Origin of the sequence: Romboutsia sp. 1001216sp1, from assembly GCF_039841805.1 — a bacterium.
GTDB lineage: Bacteria > Bacillota > Clostridia > Peptostreptococcales > Peptostreptococcaceae > Romboutsia_C > Romboutsia_C hominis.
The window spans coordinates 13,819-34,965 of sequence record NZ_JBDPHA010000020.1; the positions used below are offsets into that span (position 1 = coordinate 13,819).

Genomic DNA, 21,147 nt, shown 5'->3' on the forward strand with positions numbered 1-21,147 from the left:
TATTACATCACCCCTTCTGAAATTAGCTCTTCATCAACAATATCATACTCAGAAATAACATTTATCTTTTCACATTCTCTTATAATTACATTATCTTTTATTACTGCACCTTCACCTATCATAGCTTTTTCTATAACCACATTCTTTCCTATTGTGACATTTGGCATTATCACAGAGTCTGATATATTGCTATTTTCACCTATAGTAACGCCATGGGATAATACAGAACTCTTAACATCTCCTAGCACAACACACCCACCAGCTACTAATGATTCATTTATGTTAGAATTTTTACCAATATATTGCGGTGGCATTGCCATTGTATTAGTATATATTTTCCATTTTGGATCTTGTAAATTTAATACCTCTTTTGATCTTATAAGGTCCATATTAGCTTCCCATAAACTTTCTATAGTACCTACATCTCTCCAATATCCTTTAAATGGATATGCAAACATATCTACTTTATCCTCTAACATTTTTGGTATTAAATCTTTGCCAAAATCATCATAGTTTAAATTTTCTTTCTCTGATTTTATAAAGTATTTTCTTAACATCTTCCATTCAAATATATATACACCCATAGATGCTAAGTTGCTTTTTGGATTTTTAGGTTTTTCTTCAAATTCATATATACTTCCATCTTCTTTAGTATTCATTATTCCAAATCTAGATGCCTCATCCCACCCCACTTCTATTACAGCTATTGTGGCTTTTGATTTCTTTTCGATATGATAATTTAACATTTTGTTGTAGTCCATTTTATATATGTGATCCCCAGATAATATAAGTATATATTCTGGATTATAATCATCTATAAAGCTCATATTTTGATGTATTGCATGAGCTGTTCCTCTATACCAACTTCCTTCTTTCTCATTCATATATGGAGGCAATATATATACTCCTCCATTTATTCTATCTAAGTCCCAATGACTACCTATACCTATGTGTGAATTTAGTATTAATGGTCTATATTGAGTCAAAACTCCAACAGTATCTATTCCTGAATTTGTACAATTACTTAATACAAAATCTATTATTCTATATTTTCCACCAAAAGAAACTGCAGGTTTTGCAATTCTTTTTGTAAACACTCCTAATCTTGATCCTTGTCCCCCTGCTAAAATCATAGCTAAAATATCTTTTTTCAATGGCTTTTCCCCCTAATTTATAATTTTTTCTTTTTTACTAATATCTTGCTATTATTTATACGTTTTATATCTTGACTTAACCCACCGATTAATATCTTTTTCCCCTTATCCATCTCATATTTAATTTTTTTAAGATTTTTTCCTTTTATAAAGGTTGCCCCTAATGGTGGTACTTTTATTTTTATGTGATGTTCTTTGTTGTGCCATTTTGAATTTATTGAGAAAAGTTCTGAACCTTTCATTGTTTGACCAGAACCTCCATAGATTACATCATCTGAGTTGAAAACTTCTTCATATGTACCTTCATACGGTACTCCAACTTTATAATCGTAATGCACTATAGGTGTGAAATTTATTACAGCTATAATAAAATCTTCTACTTTTTTACCTTTTCTCATAAGTACTACTATGCTTTGTTCATTGTTATGCGGATCTATAAAATCAAATCCTTTATGACTATTATCAATTTCATATAAAGCTTTTTCATTTTTATATAAATGATTAAGTTTCTTTACATATTCTTTAATTTTTTTGTGTTGATCTCGCTCTAACAATTCCCATTCAAGCCCATATGCATACCTCCATTCTATATCTTGAGCGAATTCATTTCCCATAAACAATAATTTTTTTCCTGGATGTATCATGTAATATGCATATAGAGTTCTTAAGCCTGCAAATTTTTTCCACTCATCTCCAGGCATTTTATCTAAAAGAGATTTCTTTCCATGAACTACTTCATCATGAGATAGAGGAAGTATAAAATTTTCTGAAAAAGCATACATAAAAGAAAATGTTATAAGCTCGTGATGATATTTTCTATATATAGGGTCCATTTCCATATATTTTAATGTGTCGTTCATCCATCCCATATTCCATTTATATGTAAAACCTAGTGATCCTTTATAGGTAGGTCCTGTAACCATAGGCCAAGCAGTTGATTCTTCTGCTATTATCAAAGGATTCTCTACATTTTCATAAATAATCTTTGTGAATTCTTTAATAAATTCTATTGCCTCTAAATTTTCTCTTCCACCATATTTATTAGGCTTCCACTGGCCTATATCATAATCTAGGTATAGCATGCTTGATACAGCATCAACTCTTATACCATCTATATGAAATTCTTTAAACCAATATAATGCATTAGATATTAAAAAGCTCTTTACTTCTGGCTTTCCCAAATCAAAATGTGCAGTGCCCCATCCTATATTTTCAGCTTTTAACGGTTCTTCATACTCATATTGAGCCGACCCATCAAATTTATATAGACCATGATCATCTTTACAAAAATGACTATATGCAAAATCTAATATAACTCCAATTTGATTTTGATGGCATCTATCTATAAACTTTTTAAATTCTTCTGGTGGTCCGTATCTACTTGTGCTACTATAATAACCTGTTGTTTGATATCCCCAAGATTCATCTAATGGATGTTCTGTTATTGGTAAAATTTCTATATGGGTATATCCCATATCTTTTACATAGTCTACTAGTTCATATAATTCTTTATAATCAAAAAACTCTCCATCCCATTTTCTTTTCCATGAACCTAAATGTACCTCATATATATTTATTGGAATTTCATTAGTATTTTGTTTTTTTCGTTGTATATTCCAATTTTTATCATTCCATTTATAATCATCTTCTTTATATACAATAGATGCTGTATTTGGCCTTTTCTCTGAGAATCTAGAATACGGATCTGATTTTAGTTTTTTACTTCCATCAGCTCCTATTATATGGTATTTATAAGAACAACCTTCTTTTATATTTTCTAAAGATATATACCAAAATCCTAAATTATTTAGATTGTTCATTGTATACTGATACAGATTCCAATTATTAAAGTCCCCGGTTAAATAAACTTGCTTTGCATTTGGAGCCCACAATGTAAATGAAGTAATATTATCACGAATATGGCATCCTAAAAATTTATAGCTATTATAGGACTCACCACTTTTAAATTTTTTTATATTTTCTATAATAGATTTATTACATGTTGCTTCTTTATATTTCATAAATAAATTTTCAATCCTCTCTCATTTTCCCCTGTATAGTATATAATTATATATCAGTAAGTCTTATAATTAACAAATAACTTATAGTAAAATTCAGTCATGTGATGTGTAATTCTAACATAATATTCTATATCTATACCATTATTTAATAGAATTATGTATAATCTTCTACTTATATAATTTGTTAATAAACTTCAAATACATTTTTTAATTTTGTTGTTAATTAGTTTAATTATTTTTTTGACAATGTTATTTTCTAAGTAATCCATTTATTTTATATACAAAGTAACAAAATTTACTAGGATTAAATGATTTGTAAGCAATAAAAAAACACCACTTGATGCAAGTATGCATCTAGCGGTATTTTTTTATTCTTTAATTTTTACCATCACTTAAGACTTCTTTTATACCTTTAAAAGTTCCTAAGAAGTTTACTGTATCAGAAGGTAATACTAACTTAGTTGCATTTCCTTGGGCAACCTTTTCTAGTGCTTCTATAGATTTTAAAGCTAGTATTCTTTCATCCACATCAGATTCCTTCATAGCTGATAATACTTCTCTTAATCCTTTAGCTGTTGCTTCTTGAACCTTTAAAATAACTTCAGCTTCTCCTTGTGCCTTAGCTATAGCCATTTCTTTTACAGCCTCTGCTTCCCCTTGTGCTTTTAATATAGAGGATTCTTTCAAACCTTCAGCTTCCCTTATCATGGCTTCTTTCTTAGCTTCTGCTCTAAGTATCGCTGATTGTTTTTCTCCTTCTGCTTGAAGTATTGAAGCTGATTTATTACCTTCTGCTTGAAGTATTGCCTCTCTTCTTTCTCTCTCAGCTCTCATTTGCTTTTCCATTGCTACTTGTATATCATGTGGTGGCATTATATTTTTAAGCTCTACCCTGTTTACTTTTATCCCCCACTTATCAGTAGCTTCGTCTAATATAGCTCTCATCTTTGTATTTATAACATCTCTTGACGTTAAAGTTTCATCTAAATCTAATTCACCTATTAAGTTTCTTAAAGTTGTAGCAGTTAGGTTTTCTATAGCTGTAATAGCATCTGCTATTTCAAATACATATCTTACAGGATCTGTTATTTTGTAATAAACAACTGTATCTATTTGCATAGTTACGTTATCTTTTGTTATAACTGGTTGAGGAGGAAAATCAACAACATTTTCTCTCAAATCAATTATATAACTCATCTGATCTAAAAATGGAACTAAGAAATGAACACCTGTGTCTGCTACCTTTCTAAATTTGCCTAGCCTCATTATTATACCTACCCTAGACTGTTTTACCACTCTTACACAAGATAGAGCAATAACAATTGCTACTACTATTATAAGTATCGGTATTACTAAATTCCCTATCATTTCAAACATAATACATCCTCCTAAATAATTTATATACCTTTTTATTTAATTATAGATACTTCATCATGTTTACTTACAACTAACTTAACTCCCTCTATCTTCATCACTATAACTTCTTCACCTTTTAAAATCTCACTATTGTCTATAGATATTGCACTCCATTCTTCATTATCTACTACTACTAATCCCATTTGATTTTCTTTTATATCTTTTGTTACCATGCCTTTTTTATTTAATACAGCATTAAGATTTGTACTATACTTAAATGTTTTATCTTTTTTAACTATCTTTCTAGTACCTATTATTAATAGAATTATTGAGATTACAGCAAATATTATTACTTGGACTATTATACTTTCTATAAAACTACTTAAAAACATAAGTATTACAGCAGCTAAACTAAACCAAATTAACGTTAAGCTCGGTGTCATAGCTTCTGCTATAGCAAATATTATTGCTACAACTAACCATACTAGTTTCATTGACCCCCTCCTAAATATAAATATATATTAATTGTATTATATCATTGTTTAATTTATATCTATGTTTATTATAAATTCTGTAATATATTGTAATATTTACTAGTTTTCCTCTAATTTAAATAATATATTTTATTTCTATTAATATTTATACTAACTCTATTTCCTCTTACAAGCTTTAAATCCTTATTTTTTAATCTTACTTCTATAGCTTTTTTACTTTTATCTTTTCTTAAAAAGACACTTATCGTTTCTGGGTTTTCTATTACATTTTCTACTACAAATTCTTTACTTATTGAATCCTCTACCTTATCTATGCTTATATTATTTTCTCTTATACCTATGTACTTAAATTTTTTAGCATTTATATCCTCTATTATTAAATCCCAATCTATAGCATATATGGTATTATACTCCAAAACCTTAACCCTTGATATGTTTTTACATCCAGTTATTTTAGCTTCTAAAACTGTGCTTGGATTATTGAATAGATCATGTCTATTTCTTTTAACCTTAGCCTCTAAATCTTCATACACTACTATGTCTTCACACATTCTATATGCTTCTTCTATATCATGAGTAACAATTATTGAATTTTTGTTGTATTCATTTAATATTTCATTTATTTCTAATCCTATGTTTTTTCTTAAGTGGTAATCTAGCGCAGAAAATGGCTCATCTAGTAACAATACTTCCGGTTCTGTAACTAAAACCCTAGCTAATGCTACCCTCTGTGCTTGTCCCCCTGACAATTCATAAGGGTACCTATTTTCTAATCCATTAAGCTTTAATTTATTTATATACCTTTGAGATAATTCTTCTATATCTTTTTTTCGTAAATTACTTATTCCAATCTCTATATTTTTCTTTACAGTCATATGAGGGAATAGTCCATAATTTTGAAATAAAAATCCAACTTTTCTATCCTGAGGAGGTAAGTTAACTTTTTCATCCGAATCAAATAATACCTTATTATTTAATATAATTTTACCTTTATCTGGCGTTTCAAGACCTGCAATACATTTTAATGTCATACTCTTACCAGAGCCTGACTGTCCCAAAAAAACTAGTTTTTTACATTCTTGATTTATTTTCACTTTTAATATCTTTTCTCCAACCCTTTTTTCTATATCAATATATAGAGACATTATTATTTCCTCTTTCCTACTATTTTTAATTGTTTGTTAGACCAATAATTAAGTATTAACATTATACCTAGTGACATTAGTATTATTACCATAACCCAAAAGCTAGCCATAGCCATATTTCCACTTTCAACCTCAAAAAATATAGCTATTGGTATTGTTTGTGTTTTTCCAGGTATATTTCCGGCTATCATCAATGTAGCTCCAAACTCACCTATTGCTCTTGCAAATGATAATGCTATACCTCCTATCACACCAGGTGTTGATAGCGGTAATATTATTTTTTTGAATATATTCCACTCACTAAGACCTAAAGTCCTTGCTGATAGTATTATATTTTCATCAATTTGTTCAAATGACGATCTTAAACTTCTGTACATAATTGGTAAAGATACTGCTACTGCTGAGATTACAGTAGCCCACCAAGTAAATATTATATTTTTATTCATTGATATTAATATATTTCCTATTATCCCATTTTTACCAAATATAAGTAATAAACAAAATCCAACTACTGTTGGAGGGAGTATTAAAGGAAGGGTTAAGATTATTTCGATTAAGGTTCTAAATTTTCCTTTATAATTCATCATAAGATATGCTATTAAAATTCCTATTATACTTGTTATAATAGTTGCAATTAGAGATGTTTTTATAGATATAATTAATGGTGTCAAATCAAAATTCATATTATATGTAATTCCCCCTATTTTATAGTTATATTTCCTTATACCCATATTTTTTTAATATATCTTGTCCCTCTTTGCTAAATAAAAATTTTTGGAAATCTTTAGCTTCTTCTATATTTTTGCTATCCTTTATTATTGCCATTGGGTATATTATAGGTGAATGGTATTTATCATCTATTTCCTTTATAATATTAATTTTATTATTATTTACTGCATCCGTTGAATATACAAATCCTACATCCACATTTTCTACTTGAGCCCACGCTAGTACTTCTTTTACATCTTTAGCATAAACTAACTTATCTTTTACTTTTTCCTCTAAGTTTAAATTTTTTAAAGTTTCATATGCATATTCTCCTGCTGGTACACTTTCAGGATGCCCTATTCCTATATGTTTAACTTTTTCACTCATAAGATCGTCTATACTATAATTTTTGGAATTATTGCTACTAACTAAAACCAACTTATTTTTTGCTAAATTTCTTACACTTTCCTTATTTAATATACCTTTTTTATTTAACTCATCTACTTGTTTTTTCCCTGCTGAGATAAATAAATCACAAGGAGCTCCTTGTTCAATTTGTTGCTTTAGAGTTCCTGATGAACCATAATTTATGACTAATTCGACATTATTATTTTTAAGTTCATATTCTTTTTTTAATTCTAAAATTGCCTCTTTTAAGCTTGCTGCTACCGAAACACTGATTTGTTTTTTATTATTTTCATTACTTGTACACCCTAAAATACTAATAGCTATTAAACATACTATTATCATAAAGATGCTAAATTTTTTCATAATATACTTCTCCCTAAATTAATTTTTATAACATCTTTATATTATCAAAAACACCTACATTAATGTAGGTGTTTTAATTATTTTTTATTATTATCTATTATAGTTTTAGTTGTGTCTAAGTCTTTTCCTATACATCTTTGACTGTTTATTCTTTCTGATACTAGCATTTCTGCTAATAAACCTTTTAATTCATGTACTAATTTTTCTATTTCTTTTTTACCTATTTCTTCTTTGTCAATTTCTTTTTTGGCTTCTTTTGGATCTATTATAGTTTTAGTTGTATCTAGATCTTTTCCTATACATCTTTGACTATTTATTCTTTCTGATACTAACATAGTATCTACCATATTCTTAGCTTCTTCTACTAAATTGCTTATTTCTTCTTCTGTAAACTCTTCTTTATCAACACTTTGATCTATTATAGTTTTAGTTGTATCTAAATCTTTTCCTATACATCTTTGAGTATTTATTCTCTCTGATGTTAACATAACTCCTGATATCCCTTTTATTTCTTTCGCTATTGTAGATATTTCTTTTCCTAACTTATTTAACTCTTCCTGTGTTAATTCTTCTTTTTCTACATCTTGGTCTATTATAGTCTTAGTTGTATCTAAATCTTTTCCTATACATCTTTGTGTATTCATTCTTTCTGAAGCTAACATAACCCCTGCTAATCCTGTTAATTCTTCTTTTAAACCATGTAATACGTTTCCTAACTTTTTCATGTCCAGCCACCTCGTTGTTAAATTTTGCATCTCTTAATTATAATTACCATATAAACATTTGTAAATACTTTATTTTATCTTACTTTTATTATACCTATTATTGTAAATATATATATCTCTATTTTGATTAATTTAATATATTATATTCTTACCACAAATTACCTAAGTTTAAACTCTGATTTTGTTTCTCCAATAATTTTTCCTCTAGCATTTTTTAATTTTGGATTATGAAACTTAGATAATTTTTCTTTTTCCTCTTTAGATATTAAACCTAATTGATCTAAAGTTTCTACCACTGCACAGTTGGTGGATATATCACTTCCATCTTCTGTCTTAACAGCTATACCTATTCCATTTTTTTTATCTCCTAATAAATATACACCCTCAGATCCCATTTTCCCAAATATTCTTCCTTTGCATGCCTTCATTAATTCTGTACAAAATCTATCACTTCCTCCTACCATCTCGGGATAACTAATCATAGCTTTAGTTATTCTATTTATGTATTCAGATTTTACATATATATTTGTTGGATTAGCCATTTGTGCAAATCCATATGCTAAGTTTTTTAATTTAAGTGCATGTGTTGGAGCACCACATCCGTCTATTCCAATTAAAATATCTTTCTTATCACATCCACATATCTTAGACATATTATTTAATATTCTTTGCTGAACCGGATGTTTCAATTCTAAGTAATCATCTAAATTTTCCTTATTAGCCTTAGCACTAATCAACATCCCACAATGCTTTCCAGAACAACTGTGATGTTTTTTAGTTATATCTTTTCCTGACCTAATTAAATTCTTGTATACATCTAAGTTAAATGGTACCTTAGTTCCACACTTTAAATTATCTTCACTAAGATTTGATTTTTTTAATATACTATTTATCCCCTCTACATGGTAATCTTCACTAGAGTGAGAAGAGCACATTAATGCTATTTCTTTATCACTTATATTATATTTTTCACAAGCTCCACTCTCTAAAACCTGTATTACCTGTATTGGTTTTACACTAGATCTTGCATATATAATTTTCTCTGGATTTGAATAATACTTTAGTAACTTATTATTACTATCGACTACAGCTATATGAACATTATGGCTACACTCAACTAGGCTTCCTCTATATGTATTTACTGCGCCTATCACTTTAATCCTCCTTATTAAAAAAATATTTTATTAATTATTATATGTTATTTTTCTTTGTCTATATATCTTTTTGAAATTAGTTTATATATAAATTATTCACTTTTTAACTTTTAATTGTTTGCATAAAAACTTTTTGGGTAATAAATTATAGAGGTGATTTTTTGAATTCAAAATATGACTGTTTTAAAATAACCTTGCTATTAAAAGAGCTCTACTCTAAGACAATGTATTCTATAGAAGACAATTTTGAAGAAGAAAGTTTGACTTATCAACAAATTATAGTAATTAAAATTATTGCTCACAATGATGATTTAACAATATCTGATCTTTGCAAAAAAATGTCTTTAGCAAAAGGTACTGTTTCAGGTATAGTTACTAGACTTGAACAGAGTGGATATTTGGAGAAATTTAAAAAGGAAACTGATAAACGAAATACTTATCTAAAATTTACTGATAAAGGAAAGTCTTTTGCTTTTGAGTTTCGATCTAAGATTCAAAAAAGTTTTGATAATACTTTTAGAAATTGTAATAATGAAGATTTACACGATCTTAAACTAAACTTAGAAAATATTTTATCTAAAATTAAGGAGTGACAACTATGAGTACTAAACTGATAATGGCTATTACATTCATTACATTCGCACTTATATTTTACACTGTAGGTGTTTTTAGCGAAAGAAGAGCTAATACCTTAACTAAAAAACATGTTATAATATTTTGGTTAGGCCTTGTATGTGATACATTAGGTACAACTACAATGACTAGTATAGCTTCTAGCGGAAATTTATCTATCTCTCCTGTTGCAGAGAGTATACATGGGATAACAGGTTTACTTGCTATAGTTCTTATGCTATTTCATGCTTTTTGGGCAACTTATGTATTATATAAAAATAATGAAAACCAAAAGAAAGTATTCCATAAATTTAGTATAGTGGTTTGGTCTATATGGCTTATACCTTACTTTATTGGAATGTTTATCGGAATGATGCATTAGTAGATATAAAATATAAAAAGAACGTTGTATTAATACAACGTTCTTTTTATATTTTATAAGATAATAGTAAACTTAGTACCCTTGTTTATTTCACTTTCTAAGTATATCTTACCATTGTGAAGTTCAACTATCTGTTTTGTTATAGTAAGTCCCAATCCACTTCCACCTTTTACTTCTGAGTTTGCATCTACAACTTGATTAAATCTATTAAATATGGATTCATGGTATTTATTATCTATACCTATACCTGTATCTTCTACAGTAATTATTACATTGTCATTATCTTCTTTTATAGTTATTATAATTTTTCCACCCCTCGGTGTAAATTTAGCAGCATTTCCCACTAAATTAACTATACATCTCTCAATTTCACTAGCATCACATACGATATATTTTTCCTCAACCTCTGGGTCAATTATTAACTCTATACCATTGTTTTCTACATACTCTTTTAATGATAATGTGGCTTCTTCAACCACATATACAATGTCATTTTCTTTTAGGTCTAATTTATATTTGCCATATTCTATCTTTGTGGTGTCAATTAGATTATTTATTAGCCTTAATAATCTTTTGGTATTTCTATCCATTACCATCATATATTGAGATAATTTTTCTCGTTCTATACCACCTTGAGATTTATTAAATTCTGTTATAAGTTGTTCAGTTGTATAAATTACATTAAGAGGCGTTCGTAGTTCATGAGATAAATTTATAAAGTAATTATTTTTTCTTCTTTCTAGGTCTATTACTTTATTTAAAAGCTCATTACTTTTTTGCATCTCTTTTCTTAATTGAGCTGTTCTCTTCTTTACCATATTATCTAAGCGGTTCACTCGATTTACATTATAATAAATTATAAATACAAATATTATTATATATATAAAAATTGCTAAGTTACTTTTATAAAATGGGGGTTTTATATTAAACTTAACTTGATTTTCACTAGTTATCGTTCCATTATAGCTCCTTGCTTTTACCCTTAATGTGTAATTTCCTGGATCTAAATTGCTATAATTTATATCATTAGATTCAACTTTACGCCATCCTTCTTTAGTCCCTTCTAGCATATAATAATACTGTATATTCTTAGTGTTTCTATAATCAGGTAAAAACAAAGTTATATTTATGAAATTTTCATCATGCTCAAATTCCATGTTATTTATATCATTATATTTTTTGCCATTTATCTCAAAGTTATCAAACATAACTTTAGGCGTGTATTTTTCAGTATTTATATCAGATGGATGGAATATATTTAGTCCATTTATTCCTCCAAATATTAACTCTTCTTTCTTATTTTTATATAAAGCATTTCCATTAAACTCTCCACCTTGTAATCCATCTGTTATGCCAAAATTCTCAATTTTTTTTGTCTTTATATTTAGTCTTGATAAACCTGAATTAGTACTTAACCATAAATTTCCCTTATAATCATTTAAAATCCCATATACGATATCATTTGAAAGTCCCTCTTCGGTTGTATAAGTAGTAAATTTACCCGTTTCTTTATCTAGCTTATTTAAACCATAACTAGTCCCTATCCATAAATCTCCATATATATCTTCATTTATATCTCTTATAGTATTTGAACTTATAGAACTTTCATCATTTTTATCATATTTATAGTTTTTTATTTCTTTTGATTTAGGATCTATACTTATAAGACCATTGTCTATAAAACACCCTATCCAGTATACACCACTTTTATCTTCATATATAACTTTAGCAAATAAAGACTCTATTCCTGACTTTTCTAGAACTTCATCTAAATTGATTATATCATTAGTCTTAAAGTTTATTATACTTATCCCATTTGGAGTTCCCACCCATAAGTTATCTTTACTGTCTATAAATACAGTTCTTATATCATCTTCTTTTAGCCCATTGGATTTGTCGTATACAATTATACTATTATCATTCTTATCTATTATATTTAAACCACTTCTAGTTCCTATATATATTTTGTCTTCTTTTCCAGTTATATCATTTATAGAATTATCACTAAGTGTATAGTTTGTATTTTCTCTATTTAAATGACTTACATCTCCATTTTTTCTATTAATTATGTTTATCCCTTTAGAGTTTGTACCAACCCATAATAATTCATCTTCATCTTCATATATACCATGAACTATATTTTCACTTAATGAGTTCTTGTCATTAGGATTATTTTTATAATGAATTATCTTATTTTTAGGGTCAAATATGCTTATGCCCGAATATGTTCCAACCCATATAAGTCCACTTTTATCTTCAATTATATCAAAAACGTTGTCCTGAGATACTGAATTATAGTTGGTACTTTCATTTTTATATGTAATAAATTCTTTACCTTCATTTATTTTTGCAAGTCCCCTATCTGTTCCTACCCATAATGTATCATTGCTATCCTTATACACTTCTCTTATAAAGTTACTTGGTATGGATTTGCTATTATTCTGATCATGTGTATATTTTTTTATCTCATTAGTTTCTATATTAATTTTATTTAATCCGTTTTTAAAAGTTCCAACCCACATATACCCATCATCATATAATAAAGCATATATGTCATCTTTTATTGTTTTATTTACATCTTCACCTATACTATATTTATATACTTTTTTATTCTTTGTATTTAATTTATCTACTCCACTTTTTGTTCCTATCCATATATTCCCATACTCATCTTCTTCTAATTCACGTATATATTGGCTACTTAAATCTTCTTTTCCTCCTAAAATTCGCTCAAACTTATCTTCTTCAGAATTATATAGATTAAGTCCATCTGATGTTCCTACTATTATATCTCCATCTTTAGTCATAAGAATATCTCCTATGTTATTGTGAGATAAATTTCCACTTTCTTTGTCATTAAAATAGTTAGTTATCTTATCTGTATTAATATCTATTTTACTAAGCCCATTAGCTGTTCCTACCCATATATCTCCATTACTATCTTCTTGAAGGCTTACTATGTAATTGTTTGCTATACTGCTTTTTGACCTTTGATTATGTCTATATATCTTAAAATCATACCCATTATATTTGTTAAGACCATCATTAGTACCTATCCACATGTATCCTTTTTGATCTTGAATAATAACTTCTGCTGTTGACTGAGACAAGCCATCTTTATTGCTTATTTTTGTAAAGTGTACATCATAACCATATACTTTATATCCATCCCCTAATATTAATATAGTTATAAATAAAATCATTCCTGCAATATATTTATTTTTCATTATTTTCCCCTTATTTAAAAATCATTCCTACAAAATTATACTATATTATACATCATTTTTCTACTTTATATATGTTTCAAAACATCTCTCAAATATATCGGTGCCTATTTTACGGATAAATTAATACTCTTTGCAAAAAAAGAAAAGTGCCAAATGCACTTTTCTTTTTTATATTCCTATAACTTGAGTTACACCTTTAACTTCCTTAACAAGTAAATTTTCAATAATAGCCTTTAATGTCATTGTTGCTCCTGGGCATCCTTTACATGCTCCTTGTAACTTCACTAATACAACTCCTTGGTCATTAACGTCTATTAGTTCTACATCTCCACCATCTCTTTGAAGAATTGGTCTAACTTTCACTAATGCTTTTTCTACCTCTTCTCTCATGTCTATCCCCCTTATTTTCTAATACTTTTAGTATTCTACATAAATCTTGAATTTCCTTTATAGATCTATCTTTTATAAATAATTTGTCTAAACTTTGATTTAATCATATACGCTACTTCTTTTGATTCTCTTATATTAAAAATTAATGTTAATATTATATATATAATTAACCCAATTAATGTAGACCCTATACAAGATATGGCTATAAGTTGTTTTTGTTTTTCAAAAATATTCATTCCTAGATTAACTATCTCATAGTATGAAAATTTTATTATTAATCCCATAATAATTGATGCTATCGCTACTTTTATAAAAGTTATTATTGTATTTTTCATACCTATTCTTCCTATCTTTTTTCTAAGAGATATAAATAATAATACAGACGTTGCTATAGCAGATATAGAACTAGCTAAAGCAAGACCACCTATACCCATATATTTAACTAGGACAATAGATAATATTACATTTATTATAACGGATACAGTTGCATTTTTTACTGGGGTTTTTGTATCTTGTAGTGAATAAAATGATTTAGAAAGTATCTCTCTTAATCCATACGCAACTATCCCCATAGAGTAATAAAGTAGTGCTGTTGATGTTAATTCAGTAGCTTTTGAGTTAAATGATCCATGTTCAAATAACAAAGTTACTATAGGTGTTGATAATCCCATTACTATAACCATTATAGGCATCATAGCTATCAGTGTTATATTTAAAGATTTTGATACGTTATATTTAAAAGCTTTTATTTTTTTTTCACTAGCTAATTTAGATAGTATTGGATACATTACAGTAGATAAAGATATTACTATAATACCTACTGCAAACATATTTAGCTTATTTGCATAGTTTAGAGCTGTTATACTCCCAGAATCTAGTGTAGATGCTAAAGTTCTATTAACAACTGTATTTATTTGGTTAACATAAGAACCTAGAAATACTGGCAATATAAGATATAATATCTTTATTATATTTTCGTCCTTAAAATCTATAATAAATTTATACTTATATCCATGTTTAAATAAAAATGGTATCTGAAATAAAAGCTGTGCTATATATGCAAATAAAGTACCATATACCATAAAATATGAATTTGTTATTGAACCTAAAGCTATTGCTATCATTACAAATATATTAAATGGTATCGTTATTAAACCTGATATATGAACATCTCCTGATGCAACTAAAAAAGATGTTATTAAACCATTTATAGCTATAAATATCATAGAAAAAATTAATATTCTAGAATAAGATATAGTTAAATCTAACACCTCTCCTTTAAATCCCATAGCAAATATCTTAACTATATATGGAGCAAATAATATTCCTATTGCGATTAATATCATACTTATTACAGTTACTATGTTTAATACATTACTTGTAAACTTATATACTTCATCTATTCCCTGTTTCTCTCTTATACTAAAAAACATTGGTATAAATGTTGTTCCAAGAGATGCACTTATACCATCAAATAGTACTACCGGTATATTAAGTGCTGTAAGATATGCGTCTGTTATATGACCTGCACCAAATGTCCTCGCTAGTACTATATCCCTTAAAAAACCTGTCACTTTTGATGTTAATATTATAATCATTAAGATAATAGCTGCTTTTTTTGTTGTTTTAGCCATATTAGATCCTCATTTCTAAATTTTATTATTACAATTTATTTTTCTAATAAATTTTTTAATTTAAGCTATTATATAATGATACCACTTTTTTTACTATTATTAAACTTTGTTTAATTTTGATATAAAAAGTGCGTACTTAAAAGTACGCACTCTTTATTTATTTCCCTGCTAGTCTCTTATATGTTTCATATCTTTCTTGTATATTTTCTTCTAGTTGTGTAAATAATTCCTCTGCTACATCTGGGAATTGCTTAGCTATTGCAGAATATCTTACTTGACCCATTATAAAGTCTCTTACATTTCCTTTTGGTTCTTTTGAATCTAAGTTAAATGGATTTTTATTTTCTTTCTTAAGTTCTGGGTTGTATCTATATAAATGCCAATATCCACTAGCAACTGCTTCTGCTTCATTATGAACGCTTCTTCCCATACCTTCTTTTAATCCGTGAGATATACAAGGTGCATATGCTATTATTAATGAAGGCCCATCATATTTTTCAGCTTCCATTACTGCTTTAATAAGTTGATTTTTATCTGCACCCATAGATACTTGTGCTACATATACATTTCCATAACTCATAGCCATCATACCTAAATCTTTTTTCTTAGATCTCTTACCTGATGCAGCAAATTTAGCCATAGCTGATAATGGAGTAGACTTTGATGCTTGTCCTCCTGTATTTGAATATATCTCAGTATCAAATACTAATACATTTACATCTTCTCCTGATGCTAGTACATGATCAAGTCCACCATAATCAATATCATATGCCCAGCCATCTCCACCTACTATCCATTGAGATCTTTTAACTAAATAATCTTTTCTAGCTTTAATTTCATCTACTAATTCTTTAGCTTTTCCACTAAATGATTTGTTTTCTATAACTTCTATAACCTTTTTACTAGCCTCTTTAGATGCTTCTCCATCATTCATAGTATTTATCCAATTTTCAAATACATCTTTATACTCATTAGATTCTTCACTAGCCACTAACTCTTCCATTAAGTCACGTAACTTTAATCTAATTTGTTTTACACCTAAATACATACCATATCCAAACTCTGCATTATCTTCAAATAATGAGTTAGCCCATGCAGGACCTTTTCCTTCATGATTTACAGTGTATGGAATTGAAGGTGCTGAACCACCCCAAATTGATGAACATCCTGTAGCATTTGCTATCATCATTCTATCTCCATATAATTGTGTTACAAGTTTTATATAAGCAGTTTCTCCACATCCTGCACAAGCTCCTGAGAACTCAATAAGTGGAGTTCTAAATTGAGAGTCTTTTACATTATTTGCAGTAACTAGATCTCCTTTATATGATACTTTAGATACTGCATAATCCCAGTTTGGTATTTCTGCATCTATCTGAGTATCTAGAGGTTTCATCACTAATGCTTTGTCTTTAGCTGGGCATATATCTGCACAGTTTCCACAACCTGTACAGTCCATAGTATCTACTTGCATTCTATATTGTAAACCACCAAATGCTTTTCCAACAGCTTTTTTAGTTCTGAAAGTTTCAGGTGCATTATTTACTTCTTCTTCATTTAATAAGAATGGTCTTATAGTTGAATGAGGGCATATATATGAACATTGATTACATTGAATACAGTTTTCTAGTATCCATTCTGGAACATTAATTCCTATACCACGTTTTTCATAAGCTGCGGTTCCTGCTGGGAATGTACCATCTTCTATTCCATTAAATGCACTTACAGGTAAAGAATCTCCTTCTTGGGCATTCATAGGTCTTAATATTTCTCTTATAAATTCTGGCTCATTTTCATGATGTTCTTCACTATCTGTTGCATTTGCCCATGAATCTGGTATATTTATCTTTACTAGAGCACTCTTACCTTGCTCTACTGCTTCATAGTTCATATTAACAACTTTTTCACCCTTTTTACCATAAGCATTACTTATTGATGATTTTAAATATTTAGTTGCCTCTTCTTCAGGTATTATATTTGCTAATTTAAAGAATGCTGATTGCATTATCATATTTATTCTATTTCCAAGACCAATTTCTTGTGCTATTTTAGTAGCATTGACTGTGTAGAAGTCTATATTATTTTTAGCTAAGTAATTTTTCATCTTTGCTGGTAAATGCTCTTCTAATTCTTTTTCATCCCATATTGTATTTAATACAAATGTACCATTTGATTTTAATCCTTTTAATAAATCATATTGAGTTACATATGATTGATTATGACAAGCTATATAATCTGCACTATCTATTAAATAAGTAGATCTTATTGGTTCATCTCCAAATCTTAAGTGAGACATAGTTACCCCACCAGATTTTTTAGAATCATATGCAAAGTATGCTTGAACATACTTATCTGTATTATCTCCTATTATCTTTATAGCTTGTTTATTTGCTCCAACTGTACCATCTGATCCAAGTCCCCAGAACTTACAATTTATAGTTCCTTGTTTTACTACTTTAAGTTCTTCTTTAACTTCTAAAGATTTATGAGTTACATCATCAACTATTCCTACTGTAAATTGATCTTTTGGATTGTCACATACTAAGTTATCAAATATAGCTTTTATATCTGTTGGTGTTACATCCTTTGATCCAAGTCCATATCTACCACCTATAATCATAGGAGCATTTTCTTGTCCATAATATGCAGCACGTACATCTAGATACAGAGGTTCTCCTATTGCACCTGGTTCTTTAGTTCTATCTAGTACACATATTTTGTTAACACTCTTTGGAATTACTTTTAATAAATGTTCCTTACTAAATGGTCTAAATAAATGAACTTTTACCAGTCCATATTTCTCGCCTTTTGCATTTAATTCATCTATAGTTTCTTCAATAGCCTCAGTTACTGAACCTATTGCTATTAATATTTCTTTTGCATCTTCTGCTCCGTAGTAGTTAAATAATCCATATTGTCTACCTGTTAATTCGCCAATTTTATTCATATAATTTTCTACTATCGGAACTATTTCTTCATAATACTTATTACTTGCTTCTCTTGTTTGGAAGTATATATCAGGATTTTGAGCTGTACCACGAGCTACAGGATGATTTGGAGATAAAGCTCTATTCCTAAATTCTTGCAATGCCTTTTTGTCTAGTAAGTTTGCATAGTCTGAGTACTCAAGTACTTCTATTTTTTGTATTTCATGTGATGTTCTAAATCCATCAAAGAAATGTATAAAAGGAAGTCTTCCTTTTATTGCTGCTAAATGAGCTACGGGTGCTAAGTCTGCTACCTCTTGAACTGACCCTGATGCTAACATTACACATCCAGTTTGGCGTGCTGCCATAACATCTTGATGATCACCAAATATTGATAATGCTTGGGCTGCTAAGGCACGAGCACTTACATGGAATACTCCTGGAAGCAACTCTCCTGATACTTTATACATATTAGGTATCATAAGAAGCAATCCTTGTGATGCTGTATAAGTAGTAGTTAATGCTCCTGATTGTAGTGATCCATGAAATACTCCTGCTGCTCCTGCCTCAGATTGCATTTCAACAACATTTACTTTTTGATTAAATATATTTTTTAAACCTTTAGCTGACCAATCATCCACTGATTCTGCCATATTTGATGATGGTGTTATTGGAAATATTGCAGCTACCTCAGTATAAGCATATGATACATATGCTGCTGCTGCATTTCCATCCATAGTTTTCTTTATTTTTCCCATAGTTTTTCTCCTTCTATGTAAATAATATCATGACTTCTATTTATTATTTTTCCATAAAGCAGCTTTAATATTCTACTTTAATAAATTTATATTATTAATTTTATATAGTCCTATCTTTAATATTTCTGTCGTAATATAATGCGCCTAATATAGATAGCATATTACACCCTAATAGAAATAAATTAGCTTTATCCAAGGAAAACTTCTCTATAAAATATCCAACACTAGCAGTTCCAATTATAGTTGATACACTATTAAATATAGCAAATGCTACTAACTGTGATGATGTTTTTAAATTACTAGGAGATATTCTATCTATTATTATTTTTCCTACTACTAATATTATTGGTAATGTAAATGCTTGTAGGACAGCACTAATATATATAATATTTATATTACTTCCAAATCTTAGGGTTAGTATTTGAAGAAATAGTCCTAATGGTGATAATAATAATAATTTGTCAGGACTTAATTTATGCATAATTTTTTGTGCTAAAATAAGCATAGCTATCTCACTTATTGAGCTTATAAAATTAAATATTCCTAAGTTTACAGTGTTTCCCCCTACATATTCTATTCTATAAGGTACTAACTGACAGTATCCTCTAAACGGGATACAAATTATTAATAATATAATTACAGTGAGTATATATTCTTTATTATTGAATAACTCTTTTAAATTTCCACAACCCTTATATTCTTTTACCGTATCTTTTATCTTAAGGCTTATAAATAGAGTTAATGACAACATTATTAGATATATTATGTTTAATATATGATATCCATACTTTTCTGTTATAATTCCTGATGCTAATACTCCAAATGCCCACCCAGTTGAACCAAAAGCTCTAAAAAATCCAAATTTTGACTTTGCATTTTCTCCACTTTCTATTACCCAACTATCAGGTATACTAGTCAATATATAATAAAAAAATCCCATAATTACAAAACTAATATAAAATAATATTTTAATATTTATAAAAATAGCTAAAGCTGTACTAAACATTACACCTAATAAAGAAAATATAAATATTTTTTTAATTGTTTTTAATTTATCACAGCAACAACCTGCTATTAGTTGTCCCAAAATTCCGCTTACAGTGTAAAAACTTATTAATGTAGCCGTTTCTATTGGACTAAACCCTTTATATTGTAAAAATGGAATCAGCATTCCTGCTATACTTGATAATCCAAAGAATAATAGAAAATACAAAAATTTAAATAAAATTAAATCCAATTCATCCCTCCTTAATATAAATAAAATTTAGTATTCCCTATTATCTATAATTTGAGTATAGATAAACAAAAAAAGAAACTATTTTTCAATAGTTTCTTAAAATAAAAAAGATTACGTGGCTACGTCTTACTCTCCCAGGGGGTCGCCCCCCAAGTACCATCAGCGCTAAAGAGCTTAACTTCTGTGTTCGGTATGGAAACAGGTGTATCCTCTTTGCTATAATAACCACATAATCTTTATCTGGAGCGGGTGAAGGGGATCGAACCCTCACAGCCGGCTTGGAAGGCCGGAACTCTACCATTGAGCTACACCCGCATATTTAGTTTTATTAGTACTTTCAAAACTGTATACCATTTAGATTCATCATTTAAATGAGGTCAAGTCCTCGACCTATTAGTATCAATAAGCTAAATACATTACTGCACTTACACCTTCGACCTATCAACCAGGTA

At 28.5% G+C, this 21,147-nt stretch carries 16 protein-coding genes, 1 tRNA gene and 2 rRNA genes; 2 read left to right on the plus strand and 17 right to left on the minus strand.

The annotated features are described in order from the left end of the window. Positions 1-2: 2 nt before the first annotated feature. From ABHC41_RS13685 to ABHC41_RS13725, 9 genes are all read right to left on the minus strand, one after another. Positions 3-1,154: a glucose-1-phosphate adenylyltransferase gene (locus ABHC41_RS13685; protein WP_271894373.1), complete on the minus strand. Its 1,152-nt coding sequence runs from the start codon at positions 1,152-1,154 to the stop codon at positions 3-5. A 17-nt stretch (positions 1,155-1,171) separates the two neighbouring features. Next, positions 1,172-3,175 (minus strand): 1,4-alpha-glucan branching protein GlgB, encoded by a 2,004-nt coding sequence (glgB, locus tag ABHC41_RS13690; RefSeq protein ID WP_240276166.1) that lies wholly within the window; start codon positions 3,173-3,175, stop codon positions 1,172-1,174. Between the two features lie 375 nt (positions 3,176-3,550). Further along, positions 3,551-4,543, minus strand: a complete 993-nt coding sequence (locus ABHC41_RS13695; RefSeq protein ID WP_092923296.1) for an SPFH domain-containing protein — start codon at positions 4,541-4,543, stop codon at positions 3,551-3,553. Positions 4,544-4,584: 41 nt separating this feature from the next. Further along, the gene (locus tag ABHC41_RS13700) at positions 4,585-5,025 is read right to left on the minus strand and encodes an NfeD family protein (protein WP_166504841.1); all 441 of its coding nucleotides are present in this window, start codon (positions 5,023-5,025) and stop codon (positions 4,585-4,587) included. Between the two features lie 110 nt (positions 5,026-5,135). Beyond that, positions 5,136-6,170: an ATP-binding cassette domain-containing protein gene (locus ABHC41_RS13705; RefSeq protein WP_195238779.1), complete on the minus strand. Its 1,035-nt coding sequence runs from the start codon at positions 6,168-6,170 to the stop codon at positions 5,136-5,138. A 2-nt stretch (positions 6,171-6,172) separates the two neighbouring features. Then, on the minus strand, positions 6,173-6,853 hold the full coding sequence (gene modB / locus ABHC41_RS13710; protein ID WP_092923293.1) for a molybdate ABC transporter permease subunit: 681 nt from the start codon (positions 6,851-6,853) through the stop codon (positions 6,173-6,175). Between the two features lie 28 nt (positions 6,854-6,881). Beyond that, positions 6,882-7,649, minus strand: a complete 768-nt coding sequence (modA, locus tag ABHC41_RS13715; protein ID WP_092923058.1) for a molybdate ABC transporter substrate-binding protein — start codon at positions 7,647-7,649, stop codon at positions 6,882-6,884. A 77-nt stretch (positions 7,650-7,726) separates the two neighbouring features. Next, the gene (locus ABHC41_RS13720) at positions 7,727-8,374 is read right to left on the minus strand and encodes a hypothetical protein (RefSeq protein ID WP_092923055.1); all 648 of its coding nucleotides are present in this window, start codon (positions 8,372-8,374) and stop codon (positions 7,727-7,729) included. A 158-nt stretch (positions 8,375-8,532) separates the two neighbouring features. Further along, positions 8,533-9,528 carry an asparaginase gene (locus tag ABHC41_RS13725; RefSeq protein ID WP_202819466.1) on the minus strand — a complete coding sequence of 332 codons (996 nt, stop codon included), beginning with the start codon at positions 9,526-9,528 and terminating at the stop codon, positions 8,533-8,535. 161 nt (positions 9,529-9,689) lie between these two features. Between ABHC41_RS13725 and ABHC41_RS13730 the strand changes: the two genes are divergently transcribed. Both ABHC41_RS13730 and ABHC41_RS13735 read left to right on the plus strand, forming a co-directional pair. Continuing rightward, complete coding sequence (locus ABHC41_RS13730; RefSeq protein WP_240276169.1) at positions 9,690-10,121, plus strand: MarR family transcriptional regulator; 432 nt, start codon at positions 9,690-9,692, stop codon at positions 10,119-10,121. Between the two features lie 5 nt (positions 10,122-10,126). Continuing rightward, complete coding sequence (locus ABHC41_RS13735; RefSeq protein WP_092923050.1) at positions 10,127-10,522, plus strand: HsmA family protein; 396 nt, start codon at positions 10,127-10,129, stop codon at positions 10,520-10,522. Positions 10,523-10,575: 53 nt separating this feature from the next. Here the strand turns inward: ABHC41_RS13735 and ABHC41_RS13740 are convergent, their stop codons facing one another. The 8 genes from ABHC41_RS13740 to ABHC41_RS13775 all read right to left on the minus strand — a co-directional run. Beyond that, entirely contained in the window at positions 10,576-13,749 is a 3,174-nt protein-coding gene (locus ABHC41_RS13740; protein WP_240276170.1) for a sensor histidine kinase, read from the minus strand. Between the two features lie 168 nt (positions 13,750-13,917). Then, positions 13,918-14,139, minus strand: a complete 222-nt coding sequence (locus ABHC41_RS13745; RefSeq protein WP_092923047.1) for a NifU family protein — start codon at positions 14,137-14,139, stop codon at positions 13,918-13,920. Positions 14,140-14,204: 65 nt separating this feature from the next. Then, positions 14,205-15,773, minus strand: a complete 1,569-nt coding sequence (murJ, locus tag ABHC41_RS13750) for a murein biosynthesis integral membrane protein MurJ (RefSeq protein WP_195238783.1) — start codon at positions 15,771-15,773, stop codon at positions 14,205-14,207. Positions 15,774-15,930: 157 nt separating this feature from the next. Next, on the minus strand, positions 15,931-19,458 hold the full coding sequence (nifJ, locus tag ABHC41_RS13755) for a pyruvate:ferredoxin (flavodoxin) oxidoreductase (RefSeq protein WP_092923041.1): 3,528 nt from the start codon (positions 19,456-19,458) through the stop codon (positions 15,931-15,933). Between the two features lie 100 nt (positions 19,459-19,558). Next, positions 19,559-20,695, minus strand: a complete 1,137-nt coding sequence (locus ABHC41_RS13760) for an MFS transporter (protein ID WP_271894385.1) — start codon at positions 20,693-20,695, stop codon at positions 19,559-19,561. Between the two features lie 113 nt (positions 20,696-20,808). Then, positions 20,809-20,925: ribosomal RNA gene (gene rrf / locus ABHC41_RS13765) — 5S ribosomal RNA — on the minus strand. 11 nt (positions 20,926-20,936) lie between these two features. Then, positions 20,937-21,010, minus strand: a tRNA-Gly gene (locus ABHC41_RS13770). Between the two features lie 58 nt (positions 21,011-21,068). Further along, positions 21,069-21,147: ribosomal RNA gene (locus tag ABHC41_RS13775) — 23S ribosomal RNA — on the minus strand; the annotation flags it as partial.